This is a genomic window from Halobacterium sp. GSL-19 (assembly GCF_016917855.1).
GTDB lineage: Archaea > Halobacteriota > Halobacteria > Halobacteriales > Halobacteriaceae > Halobacterium > Halobacterium salinarum.
In genome coordinates, this window is record NZ_CP070377.1 from 907,816 (window position 1) to 920,906 (window position 13,091).

Consider the following 13,091-nt stretch of genomic DNA (forward strand, 5'->3'; position numbering starts at 1 on the left):
AGACCTTCTCCCATCCCGTGGTGCCGACCGCACTCACTCCCCGTCCGTCCCGCAGTCCCGGCGGCGCGCCCCCACCCAGCCATCGTCGCCGGCAACGACGTCGACGTTCTCCCCGCGGCACACGCCATCGCGGGCGTCCCCGTCGAAGGCGACATCGCTCCGGCGTTCGGGGGTGTCGAGGCCGTCGAGATACCGCTCCCTGGCGGCGCGCATCGTCCCGGAGACGCCGCGGACGCACACCCGAACGGGGTGCTCTCGGACCGCGCTCACGCAGGCCACCGCGGCGCGCGCTCGTGACACGGTCCCGCGGCGCGCCCGCACCAGCGCCTCCCCGCGGCCGTCCCGGAACGAGTACGCGACGACACGCACCCCGGCGTCGGCGCTGCCGGGGTCGCCCAGCAGGTTTCCGGCGGCAAACCACAGGGCGCGCTGGAAGTCGCTGCGCTCGATCCCGGCGTCGGGCCACGCCTCGATCCCGACGGCGAGATACCGCCACCGCGGTCGCACGTGCTTGGGGAGGTGTTTCATCGCGTCTCGGCCACCAGCACGCCGACCTGCTCGTGGACCATCTCCACCGCCGTCACCGCGTACCCGGCGTCGGTGAACGCGTCGGCGAGCACGCCGACGGTCGCCGGGTCGTCGACTGCCGGCGAGTAGAACGGGTCATCGGGGTTCGGCCCCCCGAACAGCATCACGTCCCCGAGCACGATCCGGTGGGGGTTCAGCCCGGCGATGGTGTCGATCGCACTGCGCTTTTCGGCGTCGCTCAGGTGGTGCATCGCGAAGTTCGACACCACCACGTCGGCGTCGCCGTCGTAGTTCGGCTCCCTGAACCGCCCCGTGTCGAACGCGACGTTGTCCACGCCGCGTGTGGTCGCCTTCTCGCGGGCCTGCGTCAGCATCCCGTCGCTGATGTCTCGACCCACGACCCTGCCGGCGTCCGCGGCGAGGCCGAGCGCGATCGCGCCCGTGCCACAGCCGAGATCCAGCACCGTGTCCGCGCCGCCCGCGTCAGCGTGCTCCAGCACCAGCGCCACACACTCGTTGTACTCCGGGGTCTGGTCGTCGTCGTAGGCCGCGGCCACGTCGTCGAAGCGCGCGGCGTGCTCCTCAAGGGTCTTCTTCATACCGGCCACGTTTGACCCCCGGTGCAATGAACTCCGCGGACAGCCGCCGGCGGTTCCGCGCCGCCAGGTGCGTCCACTCCCGCAGGCCGGCCCGCACCTGGGCGTCCGTGAACCCGATCTCCGCGCCGACGGCGACCAGTTCCCGGGGCGACCGCACGTGCAGGTGGCTGGCCGGCCGCCCGCTCACCACGAACGGCGCGTCGTAGTGCTCGACGAGCTCCCGGAGCTTCCGCAGCCCCCGCAGCGCCTGCACGCGGTCGCCCCCGCTGGCCCGCAACACGCCGGCGAAATCGAACTCCAAGCGCACCCCGTGTGTCCGCGCCGCCTTCACGATGACGTGGTTCACGTCCCCGCCGTCGGCCATCGGCGCGGCGAGCACGTCCACGCGCTCGGACTCCGCGACGAACCGATTCAGCGACGGCGACGACGCCCGCGCCGCCACCACCACCGCGTTCTCGCGGCGGCGGCGGATCCGCTCGCTGGCCCCGGCGCGGTCCGTCACCGACACCGTCGTCCCCCTGACAACGTCCGCGTCCGTGTCCGCACCGACCGCGTCCGGGTCGGCGCTCGTGGCCCCCCAGTTCCGAACCACGATGCCGTCGTAGCCGGCGCTGGCCGCGGTCGCCGCCAGCCGCGCGACCGTGCTGTCTCCGTCCGGGTGGGCGCACACCGCCTCGTACACGCTCACACGTTGGCGACCCCGCGGTAAAAACGCGTGCGGTCTCCCTTGTTGCCCGCGGGCGGACACCGCCCGGCGACACCACGCAGCCGGCCGGTCGAGCACCCGGTGTGGCTCACTCCGAGCCGGTGAACGTCTGCATGACGCTGCTGGTCACGCCGTGCTTGGAGAACGCGGTGATGAGGTCGCCGGCGTGGATCGTTGTCTCTCCGCGCGGCGTGATGACGTCGTCGCCGCGCTCGATGGCAACAACCAGGACATCGTCCCCGAGGAGTCCGTTGGTGTCCGCATCCTGGAGGGTCTGTTCGGCCAGCGGTGCGTCCTCGGTCACCGTGATTTCGAACACTTCGGCCTCCCCGCCGAGCGTCATGAAGTCCTTGATCGACGGGCGCTGGACCGCTCGAACGAGGTACTCCCCGATCAGGCGCTGGGGGTTTTCGAGGACGTTCACCCCGATCCGGCGGAAGAGCTCCATGTTGTCGGGGTCCTGGACGACGCTCACCTTCGACTCGATGTCGAGTTCGTCCGCCAGCAGCATCACCATGATGTTCGTGGGGTCGCGGTCGGTGGTGGTGATGATGGCGTCGGCCTTCTCGGAGCCGGCGTCGACGAGCGTGTCCTTCGCCGTGGCGTCGGCGTTCAACACGAGACAGTCGTAGTCCCGGCTCACCTGGTCGGCCACGTCGGGGTCGGTCTCGATGACCACGATCTCGTTTGCGCTTTTCGTGAGCAGTTGGATGACCTGCGATCCTATGTCACCAGCACCGACCACTATAATGTACATACTGCATCGTAAATCTCCGCCCTGCTAAGTTTTTCTCTCCTCAATTAGCGGATGGCCTCGGAGAGGATGTAGGCGGCGAACCCGACGGTGTACGCGACCGCGAGCGCCAGCGACACGGGCGTCCGGCCGAGCAGCCGGATGGCCACGATGACCACCGGCCCCAACACGAGCAGCGCGTCGAAGACACGGTCGTCGGCGCCAGCGGCCAGCAGCGGCCCGATAACCGGGATCGCATCGAGGCGCATCAGTCGTACACCTCCAGCGTGCTGAACAGGCCACGCAGGAGCACCAACACCGGAATGATCTCCAGGCGACCGATCCACATGTTGAACAGGAACATCGCCTTCGTGACCGTCGGCATCCCCGGCCCGGTGATGCCCGAGGACAGCCCGACGTTGCCCTGCGCGGACGCGACCTCGAAGAGGACGTTCTCGACGGTGTACGCGTCGGGCCCCATGGGGATCGCGAGCATGAACACGAACGCCGCCACCCCGAGGAAGACGAGCCAGAGGAACGTGATGATCGCGGCCTCCTCGAACTCCTGGGCGGCCTCGGTGTCGGAGAGCGCGCGCCCGTCGAGGCGGAACGTGCGGACGGCATCCGACGGGTAGAACACCCCCCGAATCCGGAACAGAATGCCTTTCACGAGCGTGAGCAGTCGAATCAGCTTGATGCCGCCGACCGTTGATCCGGCGGCAGCCCCAACGACCATGCCGAACGCCACGGTCAACTGCGCGGGGGCCGTCCACCCCGACCCCAGCGCGCCCGCCGTCTGGAAGCCCGTACACGAGGCCGCGGACACGAACTGGAACAACGCGTACCGGACCGTCTGGAAGAGCGTCGCTGCCGACCCATGCAGCACGACGCCGGCAACGGCGACTGACTCGGTCACGTAGTACCCCTGCTGGAGGAGGACCGCCGTCAGGAGCGCCGTCCCGAGCGCGAAGAACCCGAACACCCACCGGGTCTGGAGGTCCGTGTAGAGGTTGCGGAGGTCGCCCTGGAGGACGAGGTAGTGGATGGGGAACGCGATGCTCCCCAGGACCATCACCGGGATGAGCGCGAAGTCGATGGCGGCGCTCCCGTAGGTCGCGATCGAGTTGTCCGTGATGGAGAACCCACCGGTCGCGAGGCCGGTCATCGCGTGATTGATGGCGTCCCACATCGGCATCCCGGCGATCCAGAGGAGCAGGATCGAGAAGAACGTGAACAGGAGGAAGATCCACCAGATGGTGCGCACCGTCGAGACGATGCTGGGGTGGATCTTCTCCGAGCGCGCCTCGCTCTCGTAGAGGGTCAGCGAGCCGCTGCCGGGTCGCGCGAGGATCGCCGTGGTGAGCACGATGACGCCGACGCCGCCGACCCATTCGATGAACGACCGCCACCACTGCAGGGTGTGGGGCAGCGCGGCCTCGTTGTCGGCCATCGTCAGCCCCGTGCCGGTGAACCCGCTCATGCTCTCGAAGAACCCGTTGAGCGGGTTCTGGAACGCGGCAAGCGTGCTGAACGTTCTGGTTCCCGGGACCGTGAACCGCGCCGGCACGTCGAGCATGCCGGGATCGAGCTGCGCGGTCCATGCGGCCAGGAGGAACGGCACGGAACCGAACGCGGCGACCAGAAACCACCCCGACGCAGCGATCATCATGCCATGCAACCGGCCGGGATCGGCGGCGTGCTCGAACGTCCGCCTGAGCGTGAGCCCCACGACTAGCGGGATGAGTCCTGAGACGACCATCGCCGGCACCACCCAGAACTCCCCCCACACGAGAGGGACGAGCACGGAAACGAAGATGAGGCCGGCCAGCGCCTCAAGCATCCGCCCGAGGTCGCGCGCGATTGTTCCGAGACGATCGACCATGGCTTCTCGTTTGCCGAACAGGGAATTTAAGCTAGCTGGTTTCCACTGGGTTTGTGGCTGCCTGAATTTCGTACTACTAAGTCTCCGTCGCCGAGCCGCGTTTCCCGAACACCGACAGCGTCTCCTGGCTGATGCCGCCCCGGCAGAACACCGTCACCAGGTCGTCCGGACGCACCCTCGTGTCCCCGCGCGGTGTCAACATCTCGTCGTCGCGCTCGATCGAAACGACCAGCACGTCGGACTCGATGACGCCGCGCTCGTTGGCCTCGCGCAGCGTGTGCCCGGCGATCTCGGCGTCCGCCGCCACGGACAGCTCCACGACCTCAGCACCGCCGGACAGCTCCATGAAATCCGCGATCGTGTGTCCGTCCTGGGAGTCGTCGGGGCCGAACTCGTGGTACGGCCGGATCTCCTCGCTTTGGAGCAGGTTCTCCTCCTCGATGTCCAGCCCGATCGCCGACAGGTCGTTCGCGATCCGGGTGAGCTCCTGCATGTCGTCGCCGACAGCCGTGACGTGGAGGTTGCTGCGTCCTTTCATCAGCTGGCGGACGCTCACCACGCCGGGGATCTCAGCGACCTGTTTGGACAGCCGATCCCGGTCGGGCACGGGGCTGGTGCAGATGTAGAGGTTCGTGAGCCGACCGCCGACCTGTGGGTACGAGACGACCGCGTGATAGCCGCGGATGATCCCCGCCGCTTCGAGATGTGTGATCCGGTTTCTGATCGTTCCTGCGGACACGTTGACCTCGTCGGCGATGTCGGGGGCGGACGTGTTGCGCGCGTCACGAACCAGGTTGTAGAGGATTCGCTTGTCCACCTCGTCCAGTCGGTCGCTCATACGTGTTCCCTCCACGTCGAGGAGGATAACCAGTTTGGATCAGGGGCCGGCCACCGACAGGGTCCTAGTCCGCGAGCGCGTCCCGCGCGTTCTCGACGGCGGCGTCCTTCTTCGCGGGGTAGGCTTCGACCTTCGCGCGCAGTGAGATGCCGTCCCCGAGCTGGGCGTCCCCCAGGTACGCCGCCTGCTTGTCGAGGTGCACGAACAGCGAGCAGTTGTCGTCGACGCGCTCGTCGAGCTGGTCGCGGATCTGCTCGATGTCAGCGCCGTCCCGGAGCTGGTCGAGCACGTGGCGCATGTCGTCGGCGCGCTCGACGCGGGTCGACAGCACGCCGATGCGGTCGCCGAGATGCCCCTCGCTGTCCGTGCGCTCGATCTCGACGTCCTCCGGGAGGAAATGCCCCAGCGCGTCCGCTACCCGGGAGTCGGCCTCCGTGTCGTAGCAGAACACGCGGAGATCGATGTAGTGGAACGGAACCTCACTCATGATGGCGGCGTACGCCGCCGACGCGTAAAAGACTCGTTACTCGGCGTCGGCTTCCGCGTCGTCGTCGTCGTCGGCTTCCGCGACGAGGTCGAGGCTGTCCTCGGGAACGCCGGCTTCCTGGCCGTCTTCGAAGCTGATCGTGTAGTTCACGTCGCCGAACATCGTTTCGGCGGTCTGCGTGATCTCGCCCTCCTCGCCGTCGTAGTCGCTGTGTTTCTCGTGGAGCACGACCGTGTCGCCCTTCTCGAAGCTCATGGCATCCGATTCCACCCCAGCAGTCAAAAGTGAATTGATTACTGGCGGCGACTCACTCCGGCCCGAACGACACGCCGTCGCGGTCCTCGGCGTCCAGCCTGCGGAGCGCCGCCCGGGCGTTGCTGGCTTCGTACCCGAAGAACACGTCTTCGCCGTATTCGGCGGCGACCTCGGCGGCGTGCAGCAGGTTCTCGATGTCGACGTTCACCGCGTACAACTCGATGCTGAACGGCGCGTCGACCGCGTCCTCGAACCCCGCGGCGATGGTTTCGATCCAGTACGTGGTCTCGTAGGCGGTGTCGTACAGCGGAACGACGAACTCGTCGACCAGCTCCGCGAGCGCGTCGAGATCCAGGCCCGCCCGCTCGTAGAGGTGGCCCGGGTAGGGATCCGGGTACAGCGTGAGATACGTCTTGCCGTCGATGCGGTCGACGGCGTCCGCGACGAACGACGTGATGACGTCCGCGCGCCACGCCTGCCAGTCGTCGAACGCCGACGCCTCGAACGCCGCCGTGCAGCGATCGCAGTGACAGTACTCCGCCCGCGGGAACCCCACGTCGTCGAGTCGAACGTCGCCGCTCACGTCGCTGCACGTCTCCACGACGGTGAGCACGCCGTTGCGGTAGTCCTCGGCCAGCGGGCAGATGTACGCCCAGTCGAAGTACTGGCGCTCCCGGGTCGCCGGCCTGCCGTCGTCGTCGACGGGAACGAGCTCGGGGTCGGTGCCGGCGGTGGCGTTGTCACCGAAACACGACACCATGCTGACGGCGTTCTCCACGGGGTCGACGTGGCGGCCGGTCACGTCCTTGACTTCGTAGAACCCGGTTTCGAACTCCGGCCAGTCCAGCTCCTCGGCGTTCCGCGTGACGACGCCGTACATACGTTCGCGGTAGGAATGGGGGCCGCGTAAGTGGTTCGACTCAGTCGATGCGGTCGATCTCTTCGAGGTCTTCGGCGTCGCCGCCCGCAAAGAGCTTCCAGACGAGGACGATCACCAACAGCGCGACACCAGCCTTCAGGAGTTTCCGTGCCATACCCCACAGCACTCACGGGGGCATTAAACGCTTTGCGGGCTGTCGGCGCGCGCGTTCGCCGACAGTCGGCGTGGTGGCGTTACTCGTCGTCGAGCTCGTCGACGATCTCGTCGGCGTCGACGTCGGCGTCTTCGAGGGCGTCCTCGACGTCCCCGAGGTCGCCGCCCGCACCGCCCATCATGCCGCCCATGCCCGGCATACCGGCGGGCTGGCCGTCGATGATCTCCTGGACGATGACGCGGTCGATGTCGAGCATGTCGATGACCTGGGACAGCACCTGGCTTTTGCCCATCATCCACTGCTGGTTGAACTGGAGCTGCGGGGACTGCTCGATGTAGAGGGTCTCCTTCTCGACGCTCTCGGTGGTGGTTTCGGCGTCGCCGTCCTCGGTTTCCTCGGTGACCTCCTCCTCGACGGTCTCGGTGACGAGATCGACGTCGAGTTCGACGTCGAACATCATCTCCAGGAAGCCGACGGCCTGCTGCTCGCGGTCGGTGATCTCGTCGAGGACCTCGTACTCGTATTCGATGTCCTCGCCGGCAAGCGGGTGGTTGAAGTCGACGCGGGCGCGCCCGCCGATGATGGCTTCGACGTGGCCGTGCTCGCCGTCGACGTCGACGTGTGCGCCGGGGTAGCGGTCGTCTTCGGGGATCTTGTTGGCGCTGACCGTTCGGACCTCGTCCTCGTCGTACTCGCCGAACGCCTCCTCGACGAGAACGGTTCCGTCGTCGCCGACGGACTGCCCGACGATGTCGTCTTCGACGGCTGCGAAGATGTGCTCCTCACCGAGGACGATCGTGCGCGGGGAGAACTCCTGTTCGTCCGTGTCGACGCCCTCCGACTCGGCGATCTCCTCGTCGGTGGTGTCGACAAGCTCCTCGCTGTCGACCGTGTAGGCCGTATACGACAGTTCAACGAAGTCGCCCGTCTGGAATCCGTCCTGTTCGTCGCTGGATGAGTCGGCCTGCTCGGCCTCGGGTTCGTCGCTCATACCAATACGCACTCTCGTTCCATCCTTAAGAATCACGTTTCGAACCGGTGAGCGAGACGGTCAGCGGGCGTCGGCCAACGACACGACAGCGCCCGCGTCAACTGACAGCCACGTGGTCGTGACGTCGCCGTCGACGACCGACACCGGTGTGACCGTCGCGCGGTCGGCGTCGTCGCTGTACCGGACAACGGTGAGCTGCAGCGGTGAACCTGCGGTGGGGCGGGACTCACATGTGGGGCTGTTTGCGGCCATGTCGTCTCGGTGTGTGCCGCCAGTGCTCTTGAACGCTGCTAGGAGTGGACTATACGACTATTGAGACCGGGAAGCGTCGGTCTTTTTGAATCAGCGTGCCGAGTACGAACGTATGTATGAGGTCGAAGTGAAGGTTCCGGGGGAGTACGAGACGGTTCGGGCGGCGCTCGCGGACGTGGATGCCGCCGAGCACACGACGGTTGCGCAGGCGGACACGTATTACGATGCGCCCCACCGGGCCTTCGAGCAGACCGATGAGGCGTTCCGGTTGCGGCGCGTCGCCACCGCTGCGCGGGGGTTCGAGCGCGGCGACGACCTCACGGCGGACATCGATGCGGTGCTTTCGGGGCCGGCGCGCGCCGACGGCGAGTCCCGCGTCACGTACAAGGGGCCGCTGGTCGAGGCCGAGTCGAAGACCCGCGAGGAGTTCGAGACTGCGGTCGGGGACGACGCACAGATGGCGGCCATCATCGAGCAACTCGGGTTCGAGTCGGCCGCGGTGGTGCGGAAGCTCCGCACGAAACACCACTTCGAGGGGTTCACTGTGCTGTTGGATGCCGTCGAGGACGTCGGCGAGTACGTCGAGATCGAGACGACCGTCGAGGCCGAGCACGCCGTTTCTGGCGCTCGGGAGGACGCCTACGCGGTGCTCCGGCGTCTGGGGTTGGATCCGACCGATCAGATCCGCACGTCGTATCTCGGCCTCCGCACGTCGAATGCGTAGCACGCATAATTGTCGGCGTCTCCGTTTCCGGAAGTTATACGAACCGAGACCGGGTACGCTCAGCCAATGACTGACCGGAACATCCAAGTACAGTCTCTCGACCGCAGCGCAGTCGAGGACGACGCCGTCGAAATCGTCGAGCGAAAGGGGCTCGGTCACCCCGACTCAATCTGCGACGGCATCGCCGAACACGTCTGTGAAACCCTCGCCCGGGAATACCGCGACCGGGTGGGCCACGTCCTCCACTTCAACACCGACGAGACCCAACTCGTCGCCGGTGACGCCGCCCCCGCGTTCGGCGGCGGGAACGTCATCGACCCGATCTACATCCTGGTCGTCGGTCGCGCCACCAGCCACTACGTCGAAGCCGACGGCACCGAACACCACATCCCGGTCGAATCCATCGCCCTGGAAGCCGCCCGCGAGTACCTGCGTGAGACGCTGCCCCACCTGGACCTCGAAACCGACGTGATCGTCGACGTCAAGCTCGGCGAGGGATCGGGGGACCTCCAGGACGTGTTCACCGACGACGACGACGGCCCCGCCGTGCCGATGGCCAACGACACGTCGTTCGGCGTCGGCCACGCCCCGCTCACCGAAACCGAGCGCATCGTCCTCGAAGCCGAGCGCTCGCTGAACGGCCCGTACGCCGAGCACACGCCCGCGGTCGGCGAGGACGTGAAAGTGATGGGGAAACGCGAAGACGACCACATCGACCTCACGATCGCCGCCGCGCTCGTGGACGCCCACGTGCCGGACATGGACGCCTACATCGCCCAGGTCGAAGCCATCCGCGAGCACGTCTTCGATCTCGCCACCGAGCACACGGACCGCGAGGTCACCGTCCACGTCAACACCGCCGACGACTACGAGTCGGGCTCGATCTACCTCACCACCACCGGCACCAGCGCCGAGCAGGGCGACGACGGCAGCGTCGGCCGCGGCAACCGCGCCAACGGCCTCATCACCCCCAACCGCGCCATGAGCATGGAAGCCACGTCCGGCAAGAACCCGGTCAACCACATCGGGAAGATCTACAACCTGCTTTCGACGCAGATCGCCGAGGCGGTCGTCGCCGAGGTCGACGGCATCCGCGACCTCCGGGTGCGACTGCTCTCACAGATCGGCCGCCCGATCGACGAGCCCCACGTCGCGGACGTGGAAGTCGTCACCGAGGACGGCACCGCGGTGGCCGACGTCGACGCCGAGATCGAGCGCATCGTCGACGCGCAACTCGCGTCGGTCACGGACCTCACGCGCCGCGTCATCGACGGCGAACGCACCACGTTCTGAGCGCGCACCCCCGGTCTGCGAGTGTTCTCCAGTGGGGACCGATAGGTGTTTACTCGCGGACTGGCTTCCACCACGCATGCTTCCACCCGGGGCCGACAGCGTCGTCGTCAGGCACGGCGATGTCGGCGTGAAATCCAGTCACGTCCAGTCCGACATGGAGCGGACGCTCCGGGACAACGTCGCCGCGATGCTCGCCGACCGCGGCGTGCCCGGCGATGTCGAGCGCGAATGGGGGCGCGTCCTCGTTCGCAGCCCCGCGGCCGGCCGCGCGGCGGATGCGGCCGCTGACACGTTCGGCGTCGTCTCCGCCAGTCCCGCCGTCTCAGTCGCCCCCGACCTCGACGCGATCAGCGACGCGCTCGCCGCCGCCGCCCGCGCCCACTACGACGGCGGCGCGTTCGCGGTCGACGCGCGCCGCGCCGGCACCCACGACTTCGACAGCCACGACGTCAACCGCGTGGGCGGCGACGCCGTCTGGGCCGCCGTCGAGGACGACTTCCAGCCGGTCGTTGATCTCGACGACCCGGACATCACGTTCTTCGTGGAAGTCCGGGACGCCGAGGCGTTCGTGTTCCTGACACACCGCGACGGCCCCGGTGGCATGCCGCTTGGCACCCAGCAGCCGCTGGTCGCGCTCGTCTCCGGCGGCATCGACTCGCCGGTCGCCGCCTGGGAGGCGATGCGCCGGGGCGCGCCCGTCATCCCGCTGTACCTGGCGCTGGGCGACTACGGCGGCCCCGACCATCGCGCCCGCGCCGAGGCGGCCGTGCGCACGCTCGACGACTACGCGCCCAACCACGACCTCTCGCTGCGGGTCGCGCCGGCCGGCGACGCCATCGACCGGCTGGCCGCGGCGACGGGGCGCACGCGCATGCTCTCGTTCCGGCGGTTCATGTACCGCGTCGCCGAGCACGTCGCCGAACATGCGGGCGCGGCCGGCATCGTCACCGGGGAAGCCGTCGGCCAGAAATCCAGTCAGACCACCGCGAACCTCGGCGTCGTCGACCGCGCCACCACGCTGCCCGTCCACCGGCCGCTGCTCACGTGGGACAAACAACGCATCACCGCGGCCGCCCGCTCCATCGACACGTTCCGGGACTCCAGCCTCGACGTCGGCTGCAACCGGCTCGCGCCGCGCCAGCCGCTGACGGCCGCCCCCATCGAGAGCGTGCGCGCCGACGAACCCGACGCGCTCTTCGAGTGGGCGCGCACGGTCGCCGCCGACACCGGCCCCGTGGAGGTGGCGGTCGCGTGACCGACGTGCTGCTCCTCGGGACCGACGACGACCCGTCGCTGCGGGCGGCGCTGTTCGAGTACGAGACGGCGCGGCGCGCGCTGTCGACCTACGACGTGCGGTCGCCGTACGCCAACACCGTGGCCGTGACCACCGTCAGCCTCGGGGCGGCGGTGTCGCTGTTGAACGACCTGAACTGGTATCTCGCCCGGCTCGCCGACGCCGCGATGGTTCGCGACCCGTCCGTGGCGGAACACGAGTGGCTGTCACGCGACGTGGCCGCCCGCGTGCGAGCGGGCGATCTCCCGGCGGCCGAGACGGACGCCCACCTGAAGCTCTACGGGGTCGTCGACGGCGCGCTCGTCGAGCCGATCTACGCCACCCGGGAGGGCGACGAGGTGCCGGCGTACGACCGCCGCGCGGTCGACGACACGCTGCCGGTGCGGGTGACCGCCGCGGAGTTCCAGTAGCGCCGCGGGTCGGTCAGTCGAACACGCCCGCCGAGAGGTATCGCTCGCCGGTGTCGGGCAGGATCGTGACGACCAGCGGGCAGTCGTCGGGTCCGTCACCACCGTCCGCGATGGCGTCCGGATCGCCGACGGCGTCGGCGTCGAAGCTGACGTCCGGGCAGTCAAGCGAGGGGTCGGCGATGCGCTCGGCGGTCCGGGTGGCCGCCAGCGCCGCCGCGCCGCTGGACTGGCCCACGAGCACGCCCTCCTCGCGGGCGAGCCGCCGCGTCTCGGCTTCCGCCGCGTCCACCGCCACTGTTTCGACGGTGTCGATCAGCTCCCGGTCGAGGTTGTCGCTGACGAACCCCGGCCCCATCCCCTGGAAGTCGTCGTCGCCCGATTCGCCCGTCGACAGCACCGCGTTCGCCTCCGGCTCGACCGCGACCACGGACATCTCCGGATGGGCCTCCCGGAGCCTGGTTGCGGTCCCGGTGATCGTGCCGCCGGTCCCGACGCCCGCAACGAGCGCGTCGATCTCGCGGCCCTCGACCTGGTCGAGGATCTCCTCGGCGGTCGTCCGGTAGTGGGCGCGCGGGTTCGCGGGGTTCTCGAACTGTCCCACCCGGAACGCGCCGGTGTCGGCGGCGACCCGGTCGGCCACCTGGTTCGCGGTCTCCATGCCGGCGTCCACCAGCTCCAGGTCCGCGCCGTACGCGCGCAGCAGTTGCTTGCGCTCCGTGGACATCGACGCCGGCATCACGATCGTGAGGTCGTAGCCGCGGGCGGCGGCGGTCAGCGCCAGCCCGATCCCCGTGTTCCCGCTGGTCGCCTCGACCAACTGGTCGCCGGGCTGGATCTCGCCCGCGCGCTCGGCGGCCAACACCATCTCCCTGGCCGGCCGGTCTTTCGCCGAGCCGGCGGGGTTGAACCCCTCCAGCTTCGCCGCGATGGTCGCGCCCTCGGGTGCCGTGAGCCGAACGAGTGGCGTCCCGATGGCGTCCAGGATGCTGTCTTTCATTGCCCCGACGTACGTGGCTGTGGAGTAAACGTGTAACGGGCGCGGCCAGCGTTTCCCGGTCGTCGCTT

17 protein-coding genes are annotated in these 13,091 nt (G+C 68.4%); 4 read left to right on the plus strand and 13 right to left on the minus strand.

Features of this window, described 5'->3' with window-relative positions:
- Positions 1–33: 33 nt before the first annotated feature.
- The 12 genes from JT689_RS06550 to JT689_RS06605 form a co-directional block, all read right to left on the minus strand.
- Complete coding sequence (locus JT689_RS06550) at positions 34–528, minus strand: Rpp14/Pop5 family protein (RefSeq protein WP_010902926.1); 495 nt, start codon at positions 526–528, stop codon at positions 34–36.
- Positions 525–1,127, minus strand: coding sequence for a class I SAM-dependent methyltransferase (locus JT689_RS06555; RefSeq protein ID WP_205251822.1), 603 nt, complete (start codon positions 1,125–1,127; stop codon positions 525–527). Before JT689_RS06555 ends, JT689_RS06550 begins: the two co-directional genes overlap by 4 nt.
- The gene (locus JT689_RS06560) at positions 1,111–1,809 is read right to left on the minus strand and encodes an RNase P subunit p30 family protein (RefSeq protein WP_012289302.1); all 699 of its coding nucleotides are present in this window, start codon (positions 1,807–1,809) and stop codon (positions 1,111–1,113) included. Before JT689_RS06560 ends, JT689_RS06555 begins: the two co-directional genes overlap by 17 nt.
- A 112-nt stretch (positions 1,810–1,921) precedes the next feature.
- Entirely contained in the window at positions 1,922–2,590 is a 669-nt protein-coding gene (locus JT689_RS06565) for a TrkA family potassium uptake protein (protein ID WP_010902929.1), read from the minus strand.
- Between the two features lie 44 nt (positions 2,591–2,634).
- Entirely contained in the window at positions 2,635–2,835 is a 201-nt protein-coding gene (locus JT689_RS06570; protein WP_010902930.1) for a hypothetical protein, read from the minus strand.
- The gene (locus tag JT689_RS06575; RefSeq protein WP_010902931.1) at positions 2,835–4,448 is read right to left on the minus strand and encodes a TrkH family potassium uptake protein; all 1,614 of its coding nucleotides are present in this window, start codon (positions 4,446–4,448) and stop codon (positions 2,835–2,837) included. Before JT689_RS06575 ends, JT689_RS06570 begins: the two co-directional genes overlap by 1 nt.
- Positions 4,449–4,524: 76 nt before the next feature.
- Positions 4,525–5,286: an Lrp/AsnC family transcriptional regulator gene (locus JT689_RS06580; RefSeq protein ID WP_010902932.1), complete on the minus strand. Its 762-nt coding sequence runs from the start codon at positions 5,284–5,286 to the stop codon at positions 4,525–4,527.
- 64 nt (positions 5,287–5,350) lie between these two features.
- Positions 5,351–5,773: an RNA-binding protein gene (locus JT689_RS06585; protein ID WP_010902933.1), complete on the minus strand. Its 423-nt coding sequence runs from the start codon at positions 5,771–5,773 to the stop codon at positions 5,351–5,353.
- 36 nt (positions 5,774–5,809) lie between these two features.
- Positions 5,810–6,028, minus strand: coding sequence for a DUF1918 domain-containing protein (locus JT689_RS06590; RefSeq protein ID WP_205251823.1), 219 nt, complete (start codon positions 6,026–6,028; stop codon positions 5,810–5,812).
- A 52-nt stretch (positions 6,029–6,080) separates the two neighbouring features.
- Positions 6,081–6,908, minus strand: coding sequence for a hypothetical protein (locus JT689_RS06595; protein WP_010902935.1), 828 nt, complete (start codon positions 6,906–6,908; stop codon positions 6,081–6,083).
- A gap of 233 nt (positions 6,909–7,141) precedes the next feature.
- Positions 7,142–8,053, minus strand: a complete 912-nt coding sequence (locus tag JT689_RS06600) for a peptidylprolyl isomerase (protein WP_010902937.1) — start codon at positions 8,051–8,053, stop codon at positions 7,142–7,144.
- Between the two features lie 60 nt (positions 8,054–8,113).
- On the minus strand, positions 8,114–8,305 hold the full coding sequence (locus tag JT689_RS06605; RefSeq protein ID WP_010902938.1) for a hypothetical protein: 192 nt from the start codon (positions 8,303–8,305) through the stop codon (positions 8,114–8,116).
- Between the two features lie 112 nt (positions 8,306–8,417).
- Between JT689_RS06605 and cyaB the strand changes: the two genes are divergently transcribed.
- The 4 genes from cyaB (at position 8,418) to JT689_RS06625 (ending at position 12,026) form a co-directional block, all read left to right on the plus strand.
- A complete protein-coding gene (gene cyaB, locus JT689_RS06610) occupies positions 8,418–9,029 on the plus strand; it encodes a class IV adenylate cyclase (RefSeq protein ID WP_010902939.1) in 612 nt (203 codons plus the stop codon).
- 66 nt (positions 9,030–9,095) lie between these two features.
- Positions 9,096–10,322: a methionine adenosyltransferase gene (locus JT689_RS06615; RefSeq protein ID WP_010902940.1), complete on the plus strand. Its 1,227-nt coding sequence runs from the start codon at positions 9,096–9,098 to the stop codon at positions 10,320–10,322.
- 76 nt (positions 10,323–10,398) lie between these two features.
- Positions 10,399–11,577, plus strand: a complete 1,179-nt coding sequence (locus tag JT689_RS06620) for a tRNA sulfurtransferase (RefSeq protein WP_205251824.1) — start codon at positions 10,399–10,401, stop codon at positions 11,575–11,577.
- The gene (locus tag JT689_RS06625; protein ID WP_205251825.1) at positions 11,574–12,026 is read left to right on the plus strand and encodes a DUF5804 family protein; all 453 of its coding nucleotides are present in this window, start codon (positions 11,574–11,576) and stop codon (positions 12,024–12,026) included. The genes JT689_RS06620 and JT689_RS06625 overlap by 4 nt, the downstream gene beginning before the upstream one ends.
- A 13-nt stretch (positions 12,027–12,039) precedes the next feature.
- On the opposite strand, the gene JT689_RS06630 is transcribed toward JT689_RS06625, so the two are convergent.
- Entirely contained in the window at positions 12,040–13,023 is a 984-nt protein-coding gene (locus tag JT689_RS06630) for a PLP-dependent cysteine synthase family protein (RefSeq protein ID WP_010902943.1), read from the minus strand.
- Between the last annotated feature and the right edge of the window lie 68 nt (positions 13,024–13,091).

Excerpts from the sequence above, each read along its gene's own strand:
- cyaB (WP_010902939.1), top strand. The coding sequence starts at position 8,418 with ATGTATGAGGTCGAAGTGAAGGTTCCGGGGGAGTACGAGACGGTTCGG.
- JT689_RS06555 (WP_205251822.1), bottom strand. The coding sequence starts at position 1,127 with ATGAAGAAGACCCTTGAGGAGCACGCCGCGCGCTTCGACGACGTGGCC.
- JT689_RS06605 (WP_010902938.1), bottom strand. The coding sequence starts at position 8,305 with ATGGCCGCAAACAGCCCCACATGTGAGTCCCGCCCCACCGCAGGTTCA.
- JT689_RS06615 (WP_010902940.1), top strand. The coding sequence starts at position 9,096 with ATGACTGACCGGAACATCCAAGTACAGTCTCTCGACCGCAGCGCAGTC.
- JT689_RS06580 (WP_010902932.1), bottom strand. The coding sequence starts at position 5,286 with ATGAGCGACCGACTGGACGAGGTGGACAAGCGAATCCTCTACAACCTG.
- JT689_RS06595 (WP_010902935.1), bottom strand. The coding sequence starts at position 6,908 with ATGTACGGCGTCGTCACGCGGAACGCCGAGGAGCTGGACTGGCCGGAG.
- JT689_RS06620 (WP_205251824.1), top strand. The coding sequence starts at position 10,399 with ATGCTTCCACCCGGGGCCGACAGCGTCGTCGTCAGGCACGGCGATGTC.
- JT689_RS06565 (WP_010902929.1), bottom strand. The coding sequence starts at position 2,590 with ATGTACATTATAGTGGTCGGTGCTGGTGACATAGGATCGCAGGTCATC.
- JT689_RS06585 (WP_010902933.1), bottom strand. The coding sequence starts at position 5,773 with ATGAGTGAGGTTCCGTTCCACTACATCGATCTCCGCGTGTTCTGCTAC.
- JT689_RS06575 (WP_010902931.1), bottom strand. The coding sequence starts at position 4,448 with ATGGTCGATCGTCTCGGAACAATCGCGCGCGACCTCGGGCGGATGCTT.
- JT689_RS06600 (WP_010902937.1), bottom strand. The coding sequence starts at position 8,053 with ATGAGCGACGAACCCGAGGCCGAGCAGGCCGACTCATCCAGCGACGAA.
- JT689_RS06590 (WP_205251823.1), bottom strand. The coding sequence starts at position 6,028 with ATGAGCTTCGAGAAGGGCGACACGGTCGTGCTCCACGAGAAACACAGC.
- JT689_RS06550 (WP_010902926.1), bottom strand. The coding sequence starts at position 528 with ATGAAACACCTCCCCAAGCACGTGCGACCGCGGTGGCGGTATCTCGCC.
- JT689_RS06630 (WP_010902943.1), bottom strand. The coding sequence starts at position 13,023 with ATGAAAGACAGCATCCTGGACGCCATCGGGACGCCACTCGTTCGGCTC.
- JT689_RS06570 (WP_010902930.1), bottom strand. The coding sequence starts at position 2,835 with ATGCGCCTCGATGCGATCCCGGTTATCGGGCCGCTGCTGGCCGCTGGC.